The 19,219-nt window shown below is 38.3% G+C and carries 19 protein-coding genes; 8 read left to right on the top strand and 11 right to left on the bottom strand.

The features are described from left to right. On the bottom strand, positions 1-1,344 hold the full coding sequence (gene xylA, locus E1140_RS17390) for a xylose isomerase (RefSeq protein ID WP_155186931.1): 1,344 nt from the start codon (positions 1,342-1,344) through the stop codon (positions 1-3). A 9-nt stretch (positions 1,345-1,353) separates the two neighbouring features. Continuing rightward, complete coding sequence (locus E1140_RS17385) at positions 1,354-2,838, bottom strand: xylulokinase (RefSeq protein ID WP_155186928.1); 1,485 nt, start codon at positions 2,836-2,838, stop codon at positions 1,354-1,356. A 127-nt stretch (positions 2,839-2,965) separates the two neighbouring features. On the opposite strand from E1140_RS17385, the gene E1140_RS17380 reads away from it, so the two are divergent. The 4 genes from E1140_RS17380 to E1140_RS17365 all read left to right on the top strand — a co-directional run bounded on the left by E1140_RS17380 (position 2,966) and on the right by E1140_RS17365 (position 6,526). Beyond that, positions 2,966-3,631, top strand: a complete 666-nt coding sequence (locus E1140_RS17380; RefSeq protein ID WP_155186925.1) for an NUDIX hydrolase — start codon at positions 2,966-2,968, stop codon at positions 3,629-3,631. 181 nt (positions 3,632-3,812) lie between these two features. Beyond that, the gene (locus E1140_RS17375; protein ID WP_155186922.1) at positions 3,813-4,619 is read left to right on the top strand and encodes an SDR family oxidoreductase; all 807 of its coding nucleotides are present in this window, start codon (positions 3,813-3,815) and stop codon (positions 4,617-4,619) included. Positions 4,620-4,678: 59 nt separating this feature from the next. Next, complete coding sequence (locus E1140_RS17370; RefSeq protein WP_155186919.1) at positions 4,679-5,179, top strand: hypothetical protein; 501 nt, start codon at positions 4,679-4,681, stop codon at positions 5,177-5,179. Positions 5,180-5,302: 123 nt separating this feature from the next. After that, positions 5,303-6,526: a pyridoxal-dependent decarboxylase gene (locus E1140_RS17365; RefSeq protein ID WP_155186916.1), complete on the top strand. Its 1,224-nt coding sequence runs from the start codon at positions 5,303-5,305 to the stop codon at positions 6,524-6,526. Positions 6,527-6,529: 3 nt separating this feature from the next. Here the strand turns inward: E1140_RS17365 and E1140_RS17360 are convergent, their stop codons facing one another. From E1140_RS17360 to E1140_RS17335, 6 genes are all read right to left on the bottom strand, one after another. Continuing rightward, complete coding sequence (locus tag E1140_RS17360; protein WP_155186913.1) at positions 6,530-6,805, bottom strand: acylphosphatase; 276 nt, start codon at positions 6,803-6,805, stop codon at positions 6,530-6,532. Further along, positions 6,798-7,466, bottom strand: coding sequence for a deoxyribose-phosphate aldolase (gene deoC / locus E1140_RS17355; RefSeq protein WP_155186909.1), 669 nt, complete (start codon positions 7,464-7,466; stop codon positions 6,798-6,800). Before deoC ends, E1140_RS17360 begins: the two co-directional genes overlap by 8 nt. Before the next feature lie 33 nt (positions 7,467-7,499). Next, the gene (locus E1140_RS17350; RefSeq protein WP_155186906.1) at positions 7,500-7,874 is read right to left on the bottom strand and encodes a hypothetical protein; all 375 of its coding nucleotides are present in this window, start codon (positions 7,872-7,874) and stop codon (positions 7,500-7,502) included. 52 nt (positions 7,875-7,926) lie between these two features. Beyond that, positions 7,927-8,409, bottom strand: coding sequence for a thermonuclease family protein (locus tag E1140_RS17345; RefSeq protein ID WP_155186903.1), 483 nt, complete (start codon positions 8,407-8,409; stop codon positions 7,927-7,929). A 185-nt stretch (positions 8,410-8,594) separates the two neighbouring features. Beyond that, positions 8,595-8,891, bottom strand: coding sequence for a GIY-YIG nuclease family protein (locus E1140_RS17340; protein WP_155186900.1), 297 nt, complete (start codon positions 8,889-8,891; stop codon positions 8,595-8,597). A 146-nt stretch (positions 8,892-9,037) separates the two neighbouring features. Then, positions 9,038-13,231, bottom strand: coding sequence for a tetratricopeptide repeat protein (locus E1140_RS17335; protein ID WP_221412714.1), 4,194 nt, complete (start codon positions 13,229-13,231; stop codon positions 9,038-9,040). 156 nt (positions 13,232-13,387) lie between these two features. Here E1140_RS17335 and E1140_RS17330 point away from each other — a divergent pair, with 156 nt between their 5' ends. Both E1140_RS17330 and E1140_RS17325 read left to right on the top strand, forming a co-directional pair. Beyond that, entirely contained in the window at positions 13,388-14,305 is a 918-nt protein-coding gene (locus E1140_RS17330; protein ID WP_155186894.1) for an NAD-dependent epimerase/dehydratase family protein, read from the top strand. Positions 14,306-14,372: 67 nt separating this feature from the next. After that, a complete protein-coding gene (locus tag E1140_RS17325) occupies positions 14,373-15,008 on the top strand; it encodes a hypothetical protein (protein ID WP_155186891.1) in 636 nt (211 codons plus the stop codon). Here E1140_RS17325 and E1140_RS17320 read toward each other — a convergent pair whose 3' ends face one another. The 3 genes from E1140_RS17320 to lpdA all read right to left on the bottom strand — a co-directional run bounded on the left by E1140_RS17320 (position 15,009) and on the right by lpdA (position 17,815). Further along, complete coding sequence (locus tag E1140_RS17320) at positions 15,009-15,791, bottom strand: anti-sigma factor domain-containing protein (protein WP_155186888.1); 783 nt, start codon at positions 15,789-15,791, stop codon at positions 15,009-15,011. It lies immediately after the preceding gene. Further along, on the bottom strand, positions 15,788-16,345 hold the full coding sequence (locus E1140_RS17315) for an RNA polymerase sigma factor (protein WP_155186884.1): 558 nt from the start codon (positions 16,343-16,345) through the stop codon (positions 15,788-15,790). Before E1140_RS17315 ends, E1140_RS17320 begins: the two co-directional genes overlap by 4 nt. Before the next feature lie 75 nt (positions 16,346-16,420). Then, positions 16,421-17,815 carry a dihydrolipoyl dehydrogenase gene (gene lpdA / locus E1140_RS17310; protein ID WP_155186881.1) on the bottom strand — a complete coding sequence of 465 codons (1,395 nt, stop codon included), beginning with the start codon at positions 17,813-17,815 and terminating at the stop codon, positions 16,421-16,423. Positions 17,816-18,023: 208 nt separating this feature from the next. Between lpdA and fabG the strand changes: the two genes are divergently transcribed. Together fabG and E1140_RS17300 are read left to right on the top strand one after the other, a co-directional pair. Continuing rightward, positions 18,024-18,770 (top strand): 3-oxoacyl-[acyl-carrier-protein] reductase, encoded by a 747-nt coding sequence (gene fabG / locus E1140_RS17305; RefSeq protein WP_155186878.1) that lies wholly within the window; start codon positions 18,024-18,026, stop codon positions 18,768-18,770. Positions 18,771-18,803: 33 nt separating this feature from the next. Further along, on the top strand, positions 18,804-19,219 hold a 416-nt coding region (locus tag E1140_RS17300), incomplete at its 3' end, for a hypothetical protein (protein WP_155186875.1).

The raw sequence follows: 19,219 nt of genomic DNA, 5'->3' as shown, positions 1-19,219 counted from the left end.
TTATATATATTGATTGATAATGTTTTCGAACAATTCTTGTTTTCCACTACGTTGTTTTGGTTCTCCTGTACTGGCAGCATACTTGTATAGATCAGTTAAGGAAAGTTTTCCTGCTTCAAAATCTTTTCCTGTGCCAGAATCAAAAGAACTATATCTGTTACTTCTTAAAGCTGAATAGTCAGAATCTGTCAAAATTCGGTCAGCAATAAGCAATGAGCGCGCAAAGACATCCATACCACCAATATGAGCATGAAATAAATCTTCAGCATCAGTGGAATTTCTTCTAAGTTTAGCGTCAAAATTAATTCCTCCATCAAGTTGAACATTGTCCTGAAGCAGTACCAATAACGCCTCAGTAATCTCAGTTATGTTGTTTGGAAACTGATCGGTATCCCAGCCATTCTGATAATCACCTCTATTAGCATCAATACTACCCAACAAGCCTGAGTTACTGGATACCTGAAGTTCATGTTGGAAAGTGTGTTGAGCCAACGTAGCGTGGTTAACTTCAATATTTAACTTAAAATCATCTGCCAAGCCATACTGATTAATAAAGCCAATAACTGTAGCGGCATCAAAATCATATTGATGTTTTGTTGGCTCCATTGGCTTAGGCTCAATGAAAAATGTTCCTTTAAAGCCCTGACTTCTTGCATAGTCCTTAGCCATATGAAGAAATTGAGCCAGATGATCAATTTCTCTTTTCATGTTGGTATTAAGCAATGACATATAGCCTTCTCTACCACCCCAGAATACATAATTTTCACCACCAAGCTTGATGGTAGTATCAAGTGCATTTTTTATTTGAGCTCCGGCAAAAGCCACCACATCAAAATCAGGATTAGTAGCCGCACCATTCATGTACCTTGGGTTGGAGAAAGCATTGGCTGTTCCCCACAGCAAGTTGATACCAGAAGCTTTCTGCTTTTCTAATGCATAATCAGAGATTGCTTCTAAACGCTGCTCAGACTCTTTGATTGAGCCACCTTCTTCTACCAAATCAAAATCATGGAAGCAGTAGTAAGGTACGCCTAGTTTTGAAATAAATTCAAAGGCCGCATCCATTTTATCTTTAGCTCTACCAATTGGGTCATTACCTGAGGCCCAAGGCAATACCATAGTGCCCGGTCCGAATGGGTCAGCACCTGTAGCGCAGAAGGAATGCCAGTAAGCAACAGCAAACTTGAAATGCTCGCGCATTGACTTGCCTGCTACAATTTTATTCTCATCATAATACTTAAAAGCTAAAGGATTCTTTGAGTCTTTACCCTCATATTGAATCTTATCAATGCCCTTAAAATATTCTTTCTCTCCTAATGTTAATTTGATTTCGTTCTTATTCATTACTCTTTACTATTTCAATTTATTTTCAAGTTCATTTAGCCAATTTTCATAGGCATCTTCTAATGCCGACTTATCATTTGACCCCGATTTATATACATTTTGAATTTTCTCCTCAAAAAAGGCCTCTTGTAAATTTGCGAAGTGCCCTGCACCAACACCTGCGCCAAGTGCTGCTCCAACAGCACCAGAAGTTTTCTTAAGTTGGATTTCTGTACCGGTTAGTGTGGCAATCGTTTGAGAAAATATAGCTGACTGAAACATGTTACTGCCATCTGCTTTTATCACTTCAGGTGTTACTCCACTTTCCTTAAGACAGGCCATGCCATAAACAAAAGAAAAAGCCACACCTTCAAGACATGCTCTGATCAAATGCGATTTTGTATGCTGATTAAATTGTAGGTTATTGAAATGAGCACCTACCAGTCTATTTTCCAACATGCGCTCTGCGCCATTACCGAAGGGTAAGAATGAAAGACCATCAGAACCTACAGCTATTGATGAAGCTTCACTCTCCAGATCTACATAACTAGAATTTGGAGCTAACTGATTGCGCAGCCATCCATAAGCGCTTCCCGTTCCATTAATACATAGTAATATTCCCAATCTTCGGGCTTCAGCACTATGATTAATATGAGCAAACGTGTTGACCCTGTTTAAGGTGTCAAAACTCAGCTGATCAACAACACCATAAACAACCCCAGATGTACCAGCCGTAGCAGCGATTTCACCTGGATTTACCACATTTAATGAGAATGCATTATTAGGTTGGTCACCAGCTCTATAAGCCACAATGGCTCTTTTATCAAAGCCAAATTTCTCAGCCATTTCAGGCAATATTGTTCCCTGATCAGAAAATGCAGGGTTAATCTTTGGTATCAGGTCCTGATCAAAACCATAGTAATCAACAAGGGTTTTATTGAGTTCATTACTTTTAAAATCCCACAAAATTCCTTCAGAAAGTCCGGTAGCTGTAGTACTGGCCTCACCCGTAAATTTGTAAGCTATATAATCACCAGGTAGGAACACATGCTTGACCTTTTCATAATTAGCAGGTTCATTTTCCTTGACCCATTTAAGCTTAGAAGCAGTAAAATTTCCTGGTGAATTGAGCATTGATTGAAGACACTTGTCCTTTCCTATTTCCTTAAAGGCCTCATCACCAATCTCCACGGCACGACTATCACACCAGATAATAGAAGGACGAATAACTTCACCTTCTCTATCCACAATCACCAAACCGTGCATTTGATATGTAATACCAATGGCTTGTACATCTGATCGATTGGCTCCTGTCTGTTCAAACAATTTATCTGTAACCGTTTGCAGGTTTTGCCACCAATCTTGAGGGTTTTGCTCCGCCCAGCCTACTTTCTCAGAAATGATAGACATCTCACGCTCAGGGTAATGAGCACTGCCCAGTACTTTTTTCGAAGTACTATCCACCAAGGCAGCTTTTATTGATGATGTTCCAATATCGTATCCTATGAGCAACATTTATTCTATTAGTTTTACTTAGTTTACTATTTAAACTAAGTGAATGTATTTTAATTATCCGACAAATCAAAATAGTCCTTAGTTTATTTTTCAAACTAAGTATATATTTATATCTTCATTTACTAGCATGATCAAAAATTCAATAGACTGCGTCATATTCGGTTTTCACAATAACCAGCTAAAAGTGTTGCTTATTGAGCGAAAGCAATCTCCTCAAAAAGGGCTAATGGCCCTGCCCGGTGACTTTGTAAAAGCTGATGAGGATATTGACCAATGTGCATTGAGAACATTGAAAGACATTGCCAGCCTTGAAAATATTTATCTAGAGCAAATTAGAGCCTTCGGAGATGTGGCCAGGTATCCTGTGGAACGGGTAATAACTGTTGGATATTATGCGCTTATCAACATTGATCATTACTCTCCAGTAGCAGGCTATACGGCCAAAAGCCTAGAGTGGTGCGACATCACAAATCTTCCAAGTTTGGCCTTCGACCACAGGGCAATCATTGAAGAGGGGTTCAAAATGCTTCAACATAAAGTAAGACATGAGCCAATTGGTTTCAACCTGCTTCCTGAGACATTTTCGCTCACTGAGCTTCAGCAACTCTACGAAGCTATTTTACAAACCAACCTGAACAAAAGAAATTTCAGATCTAAAATAGATCAGATGCAATTGCTCGTTGATACAGGGAATAAACAAGAGAATGTGTCACATAAGCCTGCCAAACTGTTCAAATTCAACATTGAGAAGTATGAAAAACTAGTGAAAGAGGGACTGGATTTCAAGCTATAAAAGATCATATTCCTTCTAATTGTTCTATGGCCTGACCATTTTCATGCGCATTTTCATTTATTCTAATATTTAAAATCAGACCTGCTAGCGCTGAGGTTTAAAATAGACATTTACTTAATAGACCGTAGGCACCAAATTCATTAGTTTTGACTTTTTATAAAGTCGGAAAATCATTTAAAGCATGAAAGATAAAGTCGTAATCATCACTGGAGGGTCATCAGGTATTGGTAAAGCTTTGGCAGAAGTATTTGGTAATCAGGGTTCCAAAATAGTGGTGACCGGGCGTAAGAAAGAAGCGCTTGACGAGGTGGTTGCATCCTTAAAATCTCAAAATATAGATGCTCTTGGTTTTCAAGGTGATGTGAGCATTGAAGCCGACAACAAAAAAATGGTTGACGCTGCACTAGCTGCTTATGGCAAAATTGACATTCTAATCAATAATGCAGGCATTTCTATGCGTGCGCCATTTAATGATGTAGACCTAAGCGTCATTCACAAAGTAATGGACATCAACTTCTGGGGTTCTATTTATGCGACCAAATATTGCTTGCCAGAGATATTAAAAACTAAAGGATCAGTAATCGGTATTTCATCTATTGCAGGTTTTAGAGGGTTGCCTGGTCGTGTGGGTTACTCTGCTTCTAAATTTGCACTTCAGGGCTTTCTTGAAGCGCTGAGAACCGAGATGTTTAAAACCGGAGTGCATGTATTGACTGCTTGTCCTGGATTTACAGCATCAAATATCAGAAAGACATCACTTACAGCTGATGGAACTTCACAGGGAGAATCACCACGAAAAGAAGAGAAAATGATGACGGCTGAAGAGTGCGCATCATTAATCTACAAAGCCACGATAAAAAGAAAAAAATACATTATCATGACTGCTCAGGGAAAAATGACCGTATTTCTCAACAAATGGTTCCCCGGAATGATGGATAAAATGGTTTATAATGTGATGGCCAAAGAAGAAAATTCGCCATTTAAGTAAAAGTCTTCAGCACCTAAAAGCATTAATTGATTATATTAGCACAACCATTTTAATCTCGGATGATCCAGAAGTATTTTCCCCTTGATAAAAATTATATCCTTGAAAAAGCGCAGCTCGACCTTGAAGAGAAGCTAATCCTGCATCTTATTGATTTTAGTAAGAGCTTTTATCTGGATATTTACAATCCTCTGGGGATTGAAGATGCTACTATAAAATCAATCAAATCACACGAGACTGTTTATACCAGTAGATTAGAAGAATTTTATAGAAATCTGGCGGCTGTTTATAGATTTAAATACGGCCAAAATCAATTAGAATTTTTATTTGACGGCACTGATCATTCCTCTAAATACCGTCAAGATTGGGAAGATACTTTCAAGTCATGGTTGGTAGATTTTTGTTTGAAGCCTAACTTCCTTAGAGCTGTTCTGGAATTGACTGTCTTCTACCCTGAGGGCAGAAAGTCTGAACTGGCAGAAAATCGAATGAAGGCCTTCATCAATCAGCATTTCGAGCTTAAGATCTACAAATACAAAGGCATTGTAAGGAAGATGGCGTAAAAAGCTACATGTTTCAAGCAACTAGGTAAAAACTAGTAACAATTATTCTAACATCTTACTACTTGCGGCTTGTAGCTTTTAAATGCTCTTTCCTATATTCGCGGCAACTAAAACGATTGCGCTATGTATTGGAAAAGCTATTCACATGCAGAAATGAAACGTATCATTTTCGGTGCGTTGGACGAAAATCTTAATTATAGAGAGAAGCCAGTTTTAGGACTGCCGGCTTCTTATCTTGATCCTCAGGTTTTTTATAATGATGCTCCTTTTTTGAAGGATGCCCCTTTCCTTTCTACATTAATCGCAAACCCTAACCATATTGGCTGTCATACTTTAACGGCTTCTGAGCCTGCTTTTCAAGGGACTCATAAAATTGAAAGAGAGCTGATTGCCCTTTGTGCACAGGAGATATTTGAAGGTGGTGATGAAGAGTTTGATGGTTATGTAGCTTCAGGTGGTACAGAAGCTAACATTCAGGGCATGTGGGTACTTAAGAATTATTTTATAAACGAGCATAAGGCTAAAGCCGAAGAAATTGGGCTTGTATATTCTGAAGACTCCCACTATTCAATGCCCAAAGGGGCTTCGCTCTTGAGCCTTAAAAAATATGTTACCAGTATTGAGGAGGACACCAGAAGGATTACAAAAGAGAGTGTCTTTAGCCAGATAGAGCAAGCTAAAAAAGATGGAGTAAAGCATTTTATTGTGGTTATGAATATGTCAACCACCATGTTTGGTTCTGTTGATGATATAGTAGAAATCTCCGGTTGGCTTGACGAGCTAAATATTGACTATAGAATTCACGTGGATGGTGCCTATGGAGGATACATTTATCCTTTTGTTACAGACAATGATCACTACACTTTTAAAAACCCTAAAATATTTTCTTTCAGCCTTGATGGGCACAAAATGCTACAGTCACCTTACGGTACGGGTATTTATTTAGTCAGAAAAGGTTTTATGCATCATGCCATTACCGAAGAAGCCAACTATGTAAAAGGCAAGGATTACACATTAGTAGGGAGTAGATCCGGGGCTAACGCCATAGCCGTGTGGATGATTATGCGTACCTATGGATCTGATGGATGGAAAACCAAGATCAATCAACTCATGCAAAAAACAAGCAGGTTGTGTGACAACCTCGATGAGCGTGGCGTTGAGTACTTCAGAAATCCAAAAATGAACATTATCACTATCAAAGGAAAGTACATGACGCCTGAACTGGCCTCAAAATACATGCTGGTACCCGACTCTCACGACAATGCCAAATGGTATAAGATTGTGATTATGGATCATGTGACTCAAGGCTTTATTGATAGGTTTATTAATGACTTTGATGCGCAGTAGTTTTTAAAAGTGTTTTATCTCAAACCCTTTAAAATCCATAACATCACCTGGTATAAAATGCACATTTTCAACTTTGGAGTGAGTTGGTCCAATTTTACACCAGTCTATTAGAGCGCTGAGTTGGGGCATTTGACCCTCTGCTTCAATATAAACTGAGCCATTGGACATGTTTCTAACAAAGCCAGTGATGCCCAATTCTTCAGCCTTATGTTTTGTTGAAGCACGGTAAAAAACACCCTGCACTTTTCCTGAAACAGTGATATTGAAGTGCTTAGTCATAGGATAGCTTTTGCGATTCCTTCATTATCTCAACACCACTTGAAGTCCCTAATCTATCAGCTCCAGCATTAATCAGGGCAATGGCCTGCTCATAAGTTTTAATGCCTCCAGAAGCCTTAATGCCAACACTAGAAGGAAGTACACCCCTCATCAATTTAATATGTTCAATTTTAGCACCTTCGGGAGCCAATCCAGTAGAGGTCTTTACGAAATCAACACCTGCATCATTGCATAATTTACATGCTATCAATATTTCTTCATCAGACAAATAGGCTGTTTCGATAATCACTTTTAGAATTTTCCCTTCTTCATGACATAGCTTGCTGCTCTTCGCAAATTCTATTTTTGGCCAGAGCATACCATCTTTAAAAGCAGAAACATTCATCACCAAATCCAATTCATCTGCACCATCACGAATAGCTAGTTTCATCTCTTCCATCTTAATCTCGGTCATATTATAACCAATTGGAAAGCCTACAACAGTTACAAGCTGAACATCACTATCGCCAATTTCTCTTTGAGCTCTTTTTACCCAGAAAGGAGGTACGCAAACACCTACAAATTGATGCTCTTTAGCCTCTTTGATCAAGAGATCAACGTCCTTTCTGGTAATGGTAGGTTTAAGATTAGTATGTTCAATGAAACGATTCAGGTTTTTCATTAAACCAATATAGTAAAAATGCGGATTTAATTTTTAGTGCCAGATACCACACTCTTTACAAAGCTTTCTTTTCCCTTGTTTTCGCTTTTTAGGCTTCTTCTTATGGCCAAAGTAAGAAGGATCTGAATACTGGGGTTTCTCCATTTCCCGTCTCATTTTTTTATTCTCTTTGGCATTGGCTTCCATGCGTTGATCAAACTCCTTGATCTTTTTGTCCATGCGTTTATTAAAGGCAGCTCGGGATGACTTTTTGCCCTTTTTCTTCATTATCTTTTTTTGTGTAGCACTCTGTTCTTGCGGGACAGGAGCAAAAGAATTGTCTTCTTTTTTCTCCTTTTTAGTCTGGCCGAATGCTGTTAGAGTACAAAAAAAGATGATTACGAATGGAAAGATGCCTTGCTTTTTCATAGTTGTATAACTCGAAAATAGGCAAATTATTGTAATTGGATACTTTAATGTCCTAGCGTCCCTTTGCCTGAGACATAGTTTGTTGGCGTCTGTATATCCAGGGAGGAGTAGGTTCTACCATCGCCCATATTCCTTTTTTATCGCCCTTAGCTTTGGCTTGAAGTTCGGCAACTTTTGGTTCTGCTTTTCTGCTTGCCCAGGCAAGACCTTCTTCTATTAATTTCTCATGAAGTAAATCACCATTTTTTAACTTGATAACAACAAGCTTATTACCCCACATGTCTTTGCCCTCAACGGTAACCTCAACTTTCTTCTTTAAAATCAGCTTTTCAGAAAATGCACGTGCCTCTTCACTTAATTCCTGACCAAGCTCTGGACAGTCCACCTCACTCAACATGAATTTGGTTACTTCATCATAATCATCAATTATTTCAAAAGTATTGCCATCAATAATATTGACCACCTTGCTTGTAAAGGTCTGAGCTATTCCACTGGCAGATATAAGTAGAAAAAATAATAAAGATGTGATTTTCATTTTAAGTTGCCTCCAGTGCTCTATACCGGTTGAACGAAAAAGGAAAGTGCATTTGTCAATCTAAAATGCTGATGTTCACACTTATGTAAGGTTTTGGGTGAAAGGGTACAATAATGTATCCTTCGACAAGCTCAGGATGACAAAATCGACAAGCTCAGGATGATAGCTCGAGAATACTAAGACGATTACTTTTTATATGCTTTTGAAAGCTCCGGTAACAAATGCCAACTTCCACTGATTAGCGCTTCTTTCTTTGCTCTTCGCCATCCCTTAATTTGTTTTTCGAAAGCAATAGCTCGATTTACTTCTTGAAAATGTTCAGTAAAAACTAACTCTAATGGTCGTCTTGAAGAAGTATAGCCCTTGATTAAACCTTCCTGATGTTCCTTCAGTCTTCTGTCAATGTCATTAGTAACTCCAACATAATATGAATTGTCAGAGCATTTCAAAATATAAACAGTATATGGTTGAAGAATAGCCATTAATTGATGCTTAATTCAAATCAAATGACACCCTGAGCCTGTCGAAGGGCATTTGGTTTGAATGATTTTGATCCTTCGACAAGCTCAGGATGACAAAATCGACAAGCTTCGGGTAACAATAATCCATAAACTTATGTGAAGCACCTCTAATTACAATACTGCTTAATAAAGTAATCCACTTTAGTATCGCCCAACTCTTTTGACTTCTTCCAATTCTCACATGCTCCTGAGGTGTTTTCTAAACGGTAGAAAATGTTGCCTTTCACCTTGTAATAAGAAGCATTTTTAGGATCTAACTCAATAGCTTTATTGATAGGCTCCATAGCACCCCCGATGTTTTCCTGAGAAACTCGAACATTGGCCAGGCTATAATAAGCTTCTGCGTCATCAGGAGTAAGTTTAATTACATGATCATAATCGGTAATGGCACCTTCCCAATCCTCTGCCAATTCCTTTAAATATGCTCTATTGTAGTATGCATCTGGATTATTGGGATCAGCTGAAATTGCTTTATCCAGGTCTCCCAATGCAGCTCTATCATTACCTAGATACAAATTAGCTCTTGATCTGTCCACATAAATGGCCGACTCTTTAACACCGGAAGCAATGGCTTTGTCTATATCTGAAAGCGCATCAGCATAGTTCTCAGCAGCAATTAATGCTCTTCCTCTATGTTGGTAAACAATGCCATCTTTCTTACCTCCTTCAATAGTTTTATCATAATAAGAGATGGAACGTAAATACTCTTCCATGCCATAGTAAGATTCAGCAAGGAAATAAATTACATCAGGATCATCCTCATCTACTAATTTTTCAACTTTTGACAAATCTTTAATTGCCAGCTCATATTGCTCCATATTATAGTAGGTCTCGCCTCGGTTCTGATAGGCACGAACATAAGTATCATCAGCTTCTATGGCCTTACCAAAATCTGCGATGGCGGATTCATTGTTATCAGATAATTGGTAAGCTTTACCTCTATTGTTAAACACAATGGGGTTGCTGACTCCATTTTTTGTGGCCTCGTCATAGTCCTTTATTGCAGCCTGATAGTTCTTTTGTCTGAACTTAGCATTTCCTCTGTGGAAGTATGCTGATCCATAAGTGGCATTAGCGCTAATGGCCTTTGAAAGTGCTGAAATAGAAGCTTCAAAATCATTGCCTTCATATAGTGCATGACCTAAGTTATGATAAACCTCTGCCCCTGAAGCACCCATTTCTATTGCTTTTTGCAGGTTAGTAACTGCAGCCGCATATTTCTCCATATTATAATTGGCGTCTCCCAAATGCCAATAAGTTTCCATATCAGCAGCATCCATCTGAATAGCCTTTTCGAGGTTAGGTATGGAAGCCTCAAATTCTCCTTTTATAAATTGGGCGTTACCAATACCATAGTAAAGCAACTTATCATTCGAGCCTAAAGACTTTGCCTGATTCAAATCAGCCAGCGCTCCGTCATAGTCTTCAGTTTTAAATTTTGATACTCCTAAATACAAGTACTCCTCTTTTTCGGCTTTTCCAGTAGCCACTATTTTATTCAGGTCACCAATGGCACCAGCATAATCAGCAGTCTCATATTTGGCTGCGCCTCTGTTTCTTAAAGCAATCTGATAATCAGGCTTGATTTGTAATGACTTATCAAAATCAGCTATGGCCTCTTTGGTCTGGCTGAGTAGCATTTTTGCCTTACCTCTATTATTATATACCAGCTCGTCATTAGCACCTTTAGCAATGGCTTGATCGTACGACTTAACAGAACCTGAATAATCTTCAGTCCTGAATTGAGCGTTACCTAAATTATAATAAACCACCTGGTCAGCAGTTCCTTTGGCAATGGCCTTATTTAGATTTTCAACTGCTTCAGGAAAGTTTTTGAGTTCATAATGAGCAATACCAATTTTAGCATAGGCATTTCCGTTATCAATGCCAGAGCCTGTGGCTTTATTTAAATCCACCAAAGAACCGGCATAATCCTTCTGCTCAAATTTTGACAATCCACGTTTTTCAAAAAGATCTGCTTCACTCTCTCCAGCTTTCTCTGCCTTATCAAGATTGGTAGCAGCTTTGGCAAAATCCTTATCTTCAAAGGCCAAATAGCCGCTATATAAAAAGACTTTAGAATCATTGACATTGGCAGCAATAGCTTTATCCAGATAACTCTTAGCTTCTTCCTTATTTCCGGTTTGATAGTATGCTAAAGCCAGCATTTTAGTTACATCTCTATTCTCACCAGCAGAGTCCTTAGCCTTTTCTAAATCTGCAATAGCACCCGCAAAATCTTTTATCTCATATTTGGCCGTACCCCGATTTAACAGTGCTCTTCCATAATCACCTTTAATAGCCAACGATTTGTCAAAGTCCTCCACGGCTCCTGCATAGTTTTTAAGCATCATCTTAGCCTTACCTCTGTTGTTAAAAACAACATGATCATCGGCCTTAATAGCCGTTGCCTTGTCATAGGTTGTAATGGCATTTTGAAAGTCGTCCGCCTTGTAGTACATATCTCCTAAAAGACCATAAACTTCATACACTTGCGTTCCAGACGCAGCTGCTTTTTTAAGATCTTCCAATGAACCAGCTTCATCGCCTGTGTTTGCTCTTGAAATTCCCCGATAAGTAAATAGCTCCTTGTTAGCTGAGCCTCCATCAATCGCTTTCGTGATGAACTCAGCGGCTTTACCATAATTTTTAGTTTCGTAAGCTGCAATACCCGTCATCTCAGCCAATGCAGCAGATGGTGCCGTAGCTTCCGCAGCTTTCAGTAGGTAGTTAAAGGCTTCTTTATAATTATTGGTTTTATAAAGTGCTGTACCTAAAACCTCATTAATCTCAGGGTTCTCTGCTCCTCTTTGTAACGCTGACTTCAGGTCTGTAGCCGCTCCTTCAAAGTCATCACCATAATACTTCGCAAACCCAATACGCTCAAATACCACAGCATCAGAACTTCCTTTAGCTTTAAGTTTTTCATAATCAGATTTTACATTAGGCCAATCTTTTAGCGCATAATATGCCTCCGCTCTATTTTCCAATGCTTTGTCATAATCAGGCTTAAGCTCAAGTGCTTTATTAAAATCAGCAACAGCCTCCTTATACTGCTCAAGAAAAAATTGAGCTTTTCCACGATTGTTATATATCACAGGGTCATCACTTTGCATAGCCAATGCCATCTCATATGCACTGACAGCTAAGTGATACTCTTCTTTTTTAAACTGAAGATTGCCGTAATAATAGAAGGCATTATAATCGCTCGCGCCATTATCAACAGCCTGTTTCAAATCCGTTAGCGCACCATCTTCATTCTTCAACTCATAGCGTGCTATACCACGATATAGGTAAAGTTCGGTGTCATTATTTCCCTTATTGATAGCATCTGAAACAGCAGTTTCTGTGGCTGAATAATTCTTAGAAAAGTAATAGGATTTGCTTAACTGAACAGGTAGAGACTTCTCTTCAACATTTCCTCTCATGGCCTGATCATAATATTGAGCAGCCTTTTTATAATCTTCCTTGGCGAAATATGCTTCTCCCAAATAGAACTTTAGAATCTCCATTTTGCTTCCGCGCTGAAGAGCACTTTCCATACTTTTGATAGCCTCCTCCTGCTTCTTTAGGTTGTATTCGGCAATCCCCTGGCGAGCATAATTCTCGGCATCAACCATTCCGGATTTTATAAGAGCAGCATAATCTGCAGCTGCTTTTTCCCAATCCTTCAATTCAAAATTAGCTTCCGCTCTATTTTCTAAGGCTTTATCATATTTGGCATCAGCTGCCAGCGCCTTGTCATAGTCAGTTACAGCAGGTGCATAATTCTTTAATGTAAATTTGGCTTTACCTCTATTATTAAAAAGAGCAGCTTCTTTGAATCCCGCTCCCTCAGCCTGATCATAATATTTGATAGCATCCTGATAACTCTCTATTCTGAACTTAGCATTTCCCAGATTGTAAAGCCCTTCAGCATCTTTAAATCCCATTGAAACACCCTTCTCCAAATCAGAAGCCGCGCCTTGATAGTCTTTCAATTCATATTTGGTCATGCCCAGATAACCAAATAACTCCGCTGAGCTTTGTCTTGCCTTTACTGCTTTATCCAAATCTTCCTGCGCTTTGGCATAGTCCTTCATTTTAAAATGGGCAATACCACGCTTGATATAAACTTCGTCATTGGTAAATTTTGAATTTATCAGCTGCGAGTAATCAAGAATCGCATTTCTATAATCGCCCTCCTCAAGTTTGGCGTTTGCTTTTTCATAAGTCTCCTGCAAGGGATCAGCATCCTGAGAATACACTGAGAATGTGCTAAAAATTAGCACCAAGAAAGAAAGAATATATCTGTACTGCATCATAAATGAAGTTTTGAAGGAAAGTAAAGTTATTCAAAATAATACAGTTTATAAGGAGCAGATGACTTAAATATACAGTAAGCATGTAATCACTAAGTCAGGTTCTAGACCTTTACATTTTAAAACGATAAATTAATTTTTTAGCTTACATATATCATGCAAACAATCCTCGGAGCCGGAGGAGCTATTGGTACAGAATTAACCAAAGCACTTCCAAAATTCACAAATGATATAAAATTAGTTGGTCGGAACCCGGTAAAGGTAAATGACACTGATTTAATCCATAAAGCTGATCTGTTGAATAAAGAGGCTGTGATTAAAGCAGTAGAGGGGTCTAAAATTGTTTACTTGACTGTTGGCCTTGTTTATAAAACCAAAATCTGGCAAGAGCAATGGCCTATTGTGATGAACAATGCCATTGAAGCGTGCAGTGTTCACAAAGCTAAATTGGTTTTCTTTGATAATGTCTATATGTATGACAGGGATGGTTTAAAGCATATGACAGAAAAGACACCTATTAGGCCTACAAGTGATAAAGGTAGGGTCAGAGAAAAGGTGGCGCATATGGTAATGGATGCCCATGAGAAAGGTGACATTGAAGCATTAATAGCAAGGGCCGCAGATTTTATTGGCCCAATTAATAGTGTGCCGACAGAGACTATCTATAAAAATTTGGCTAAGGGCCAAAAGGCGGATTGGTTTGCCTCATTAAACATGATACATTCTTTTACTGACACTACTGATGCAGCTATTGGTACAGCTATGCTGGGCAATGCAGCTACATCATTTGGAGATGTTTGGCATTTACCAACAGATCCTACTCCACTTACCGTTACCCAGTGGATTGAGTTGTTTGGTAAAGAAATGAATATAAATGCCAGAGGAAGGGCACTACCCTTATGGATGATGGGCATACTAGGGATATTCATGCCTGTACTTAAAGAGCTAAAAGAAATGGCTTACCAATATGATCGGGATTATTATTTTGATAGTACTAAATTCAACAGGCGTTTTGAATACGAAGCCTCGACTCCGGAAGTTTCGGTGAAAAGGGTGGTGGATTACTTCAGGTAATAATTCAGTATATAATTCAAATAACCTATTATATATGTCGGGAGGCGGATTTGGTTCATTGGATTCAATGAACAAGACACTTGCAAATAATAGAAATCTTCTCAAAAAGAAAAGAGGATTTGATATCCTCAAAGAGAACTTTAGTCGATCTAAAAAAGTAAGAATCTATAAATATAAAAAGGCTTCTAAACAATATTTGACAGATCTAGGCGAAAAAGTAAGACACCAAGGAAAAGTCAGAAGGGTCAAGATAGTCATTGCAATAATTCTAATATTTAGTTTAATAGGTTTTGGTTTCTATTCTATAATGCAACAACCTGTTGAGAGTCAAATAGAAAAAGTGGCAAAGGCTAAATACTTTACTACAAAAACTTATGCCATTGAAAAATCAATGATCCTTAAAGTTGACTACTTTAGTCATGGCCAAAAGGCTGTTGAGACAAAATATTTAAATGGATTAAAGCATCAGAATTCCGAAAGTTGGTATCCTAGTGGCGAACAATTCAGGTCTGCTGTTTATTGGAAAGACACACTAATTAATGAGGTTTACTTTTACCCAAATGGAGATACATTGAAAAACTTTACTTCAACCTACACTGATAGCGTAAACTATGTTAGGCTAATTGATAGAAAAAACAATAAAATCTATTCTTTCTATTTTTCTGATGGACAAATACTACCCACCGGCTATTTTGTTAAGTAACTAAACATTCCCAACTACCTGCATGGTCTCTAAAGATGGATTTATACTTCCGCCTTTAGGCTCTATCGTTACAGCGAAGGCTGCTGCTCCAGCAATGTTTTTCATTTTAAGCAAACCATCAGTCAGGTTAAAAGTACCTGCATCCACTGGCTGCCCATCAATAATGGCCCATAGTTGAAACTGCTGTTCTTGTGAAAGTTCTCTTAAATTCTGAATGCTTAAGTAAACCTCTTTGGTGTCGGCATTCCAATAAATATCTGCTAAAGCATCAGGTGCATTATCAGTGCCTTTCATAGTCACTTTTGAAAAAGCACTGCTGCTGACCACATTAAAGTCATTTTCAATTTTATCCAGTCGCTGATTTACAACATTATAATCACTGGCGATTTGTTGATTTTGAGCAATGAGTGATGTCAGCTGAGCTTCTGTGTTTTTCCAATTGTTATAATAGGTATAGGCCAATATTGAAGCTGAAACCGCTACTAGTATAGAAACCGAAGCGGCATAGCGCATCCAGCTTGAACTGGACTCTGGCTTCATTGCAATCACGGGAGTCTCCTCCTCTTCTATTGCTGCCAATAACTTTTCTTTAACATCTGCATTTGGCTCCACAGCCGTTTTAAATGCCAGCTTCTCCAGCGAAAGCTCAATTTGAATTATCTCTTCCTTTATTTCCGGATACTTTGCGGACATCTGCTCTACTTCCTGAATCTCGCTTTCAGAAAGTTCTCCCAGCACATAGCTCTCCAGCACACCTGACGATATGTATTCTTCTATATTCACCCTACCCCTAATACTGATCGTAAATTTTTTAAAGCCATCCTAAGTCTTGTTTTGACAGTTCCAAGCGGAATGCCCGTTTCATCAGCAATCTCAGATTGCGTATATCCTTTAAAATAAACCATTTCAACGATTTTCCTTTCCTCTTCACGCAGGTTTTTCATCAGGTCTTTGACACCGATACTCTCCTCATTCTGGTAGATCAGATTTTCGTTTTCAACGTTATATACGTTGGTACTGATGTCATCAGTTTTTTTGGTTTTCTTTATTTCTTTAGACCTCAATTTATCGATTGATAAATTTCTGGCCAAATTCAGCATCCAGGTAAATAAACGCCCTTTTGAGTCATCATAGCTTCCTATCTTATCCCAGTATTTCATGAAAGCATCCTGAAGTACTTCTTCGGCTACATCTTCATCATTGATTATTCTGGAAATGGCTCCATAAATGGCTGCTGAGTAGTTGTCATACAAATAAGACAGGGCCGACTTATCCCTCGCTTTTAAGCGCTGAACAAGCTGATCTTGATCAAGAATTCCCTGTTTACTTTTTGACATGCGTTTCTTAGATATGATGTTAAACAAACAAAGCACCAAAAGATGGTGCTTTGTTCAATTATTTCTAATTTATTTTTAGATGTGGATTACTTCATCATATGCCGCTGCTGCTGCTTCCATCACCGCCTCAGACATGGTTGGGTGAGGGTGAACAGTCTTGATTAGCTCATGACCAGTTGTTTCCAGTTTTCTGATGGCAACAATCTCAGCAATCATCTCCGTTACGTTGGCACCAATCATATGTGCACCTAGTAATTCGCCATATTTAGCATCAAATATCAATTTCACAAAACCGTCTTTAGCTCCTGCAGCACTTGCCTTACCAGAAGCAGAGAATGGGAATTTACCCACTTTTAATTCATAACCAGCTTCTTTAGCTTTCTCTTCTGTATAACCTACTGATGCTATCTCAGGGCTGCAATAAGTACATCCTGGTATGTTATTGTAATCAATCGGCTCTGGACTATGTCCTGCAATTTTCTCAACACAAGTAATACCTTCTGCTGATGCTACGTGAGCTAAAGCAGGTCCGTGAACAATGTCTCCAATGGCATAAACACCAGGAATATTTGTTTTGTAGTAATCGTCAACAATTACTTTTCCTTTATCAGTAGCTACGCCTATATCTTCAAGACCAATACCTTCAATGTTAGTAGAAACACCAACCGCTGATAATACTATATCACAGTCGATAACTTCATCACCTTTCTTAGTCTTAACCGTCACTTTGCAACCTTTGCCTTTGGTATCCACATTAGTTACTTCAGCACTGGTCATTACTTTCATACCAGACTTTTTGAAGTTTCTTTCCAATGCTTTAGATACCTCTTCGTCCTCTACAGGAACAATTCTTGGCATAAATTCTACCACAGTAACTTCAGTGCCCATAGCATTGTAGAAATAGGCAAACTCAACACCAATAGCTCCTGATCCAACAATCACCATTTTCTTAGGTGCTTTGTCCAATACCATGGCTTGTCTGTAACCAATGATTTTTTTACCATCGATAGGCATGGTTGGCAACTCTCTTGAGCGACCACCTGTTGCCACTATAATGTGCTCAGCAGAGTAAGTTTCAGTTTTACCGGCATCATCCTTAACTTCTATTTTCTTTCCAGCTTTCAGCTTCCCAAAACCCATGATCACATCGATTTTGTTTTTCTTCATCAAAAACTGAACTCCTTTACTCATGCCATCAGCAACTCCACGGCTACGCTTCACTACATCAGTAAAATTCACATCAGCACCTTTAATAGAAATACCATAATCACTGGCGTGCTGGATATATTCAAAAACATTAGCACTTTTTAATAAGGCTTTGGTAGGGATACATCCCCAATTCAAACAGATTCCTCCTAATGATTCCTTCTCGACTACCGCCACTTTCAATCCTAGCTGAGAAGCTCTGATTGCAGCCACATAACCACCGGGACCTGTTCCTAATACTATTAAATCATATGAATTAGCCATGTTATATCTAGTTAGTTCTTTACTTAATTTCTGGGATCGCAAATTTAATGTAAATGGGTTTAGAAAAAAATTTAGCTCAACACATTGATCCAGTCTAAATGTGTTGTTATCACAATATGCTTCGACAAGCTGAGCATGACTAAAGATTTTACTTTGTCTTAGCCATAAGTTTTATTTTCTTTGGGTATTCAAAACGCAAATAAATCAAATGAAATTATTAGAAGGAAAGACCGCGCTGATCACTGGTGCATCAAAAGGAATTGGAAGAGCAATAGCTCAAAAATTTGCTGAACAAGGTGCTAATGTGGCATTCACCTATTTATCAAGTGTTGAAAAAGGACAAGCGTTAGAACAAGAATTGGCCTCAGCTGGTATTAAAGCGAAAGGTTATCGTTCAGACGCTTCAGATTTTGCCGCGGCAGAACAGCTGATTAATGATGTTGTGGCAGATTTTGGTTCGTTGGACATTTTGGTAAACAATGCCGGTATTACCAAAGACAACCTTCTATTAAGATTAAGTGAAGCTGATTGGGATGCTGTGATTAACATCAACCTGAAATCTTGCTTCAATACAGTAAAGGCAGCTACTAAAACTATGATGAAGCAGCGTTCTGGTTCTATCATTAACATGACCTCAGTAGTAGGACTCAAAGGTAATGCGGGTCAGGCTAACTATGCCGCTTCAAAAGCTGGTATTCTAGGATTCACAAAATCTGTTGCTTTAGAATTAGGCTCCAGAGGTATAAGATCAAACGCTATTGCACCAGGATTTATAGAGACTGAAATGACAGAAGTACTGGATGAGAAAACAGTGCAAGGCTGGAGAGATGCCATTCCTTTGAAACGTGGTGGTTCTCCAGATGATGTGGCCAATGCTTGTGTGTTCTTAGGTTCTGATATGTCAGCATACATTACAGGCCAGACCATTCAGGTTGATGGCGGGATGTTGACTTGATAGACTATGAGATTAATTTGTTTAATTCTACTAATGAACATAGCAACTGTATGTTCAGCTCAGTTTGGTTATGCTATTACAAATGAAAATGATACTATAAAAGGGTATGTTAAGTACCAAAGAAACTATCTTAACAATCATCTTGAGTTAGAAATTTGGAAGACTAAAAGAGATAAAAACCCTCAAAAATTTCCTTTAAATCAATTTAAAGAATATACATTCAAAAAAGATACTTTTAGAATCTTAACAAATTGCATTGTAGACTATCATGATAGAATTGCTGAATATGATAAAATTGAATTCAGACTAGAACAAAATGGAAAATTGACTCTATACTCCAATTATAGTAACTCTTCTTTTTCAATTCCTGGAGGACCAGGAGGTGGTATGATGACCTATTCAACATCAAGCAAAATTTATTTTATTGCAGATGAAAATGGAAATATACA

It is taken from the genome of Fulvivirga lutimaris (assembly GCF_009711525.1).
GTDB classification, from domain to species: Bacteria; Bacteroidota; Bacteroidia; order Cytophagales; family Cyclobacteriaceae; genus Fulvivirga; species Fulvivirga lutimaris.
Note: the sequence above shows the minus strand (reverse complement) of the source record. Positions and strands in the feature narration are given on the sequence as shown.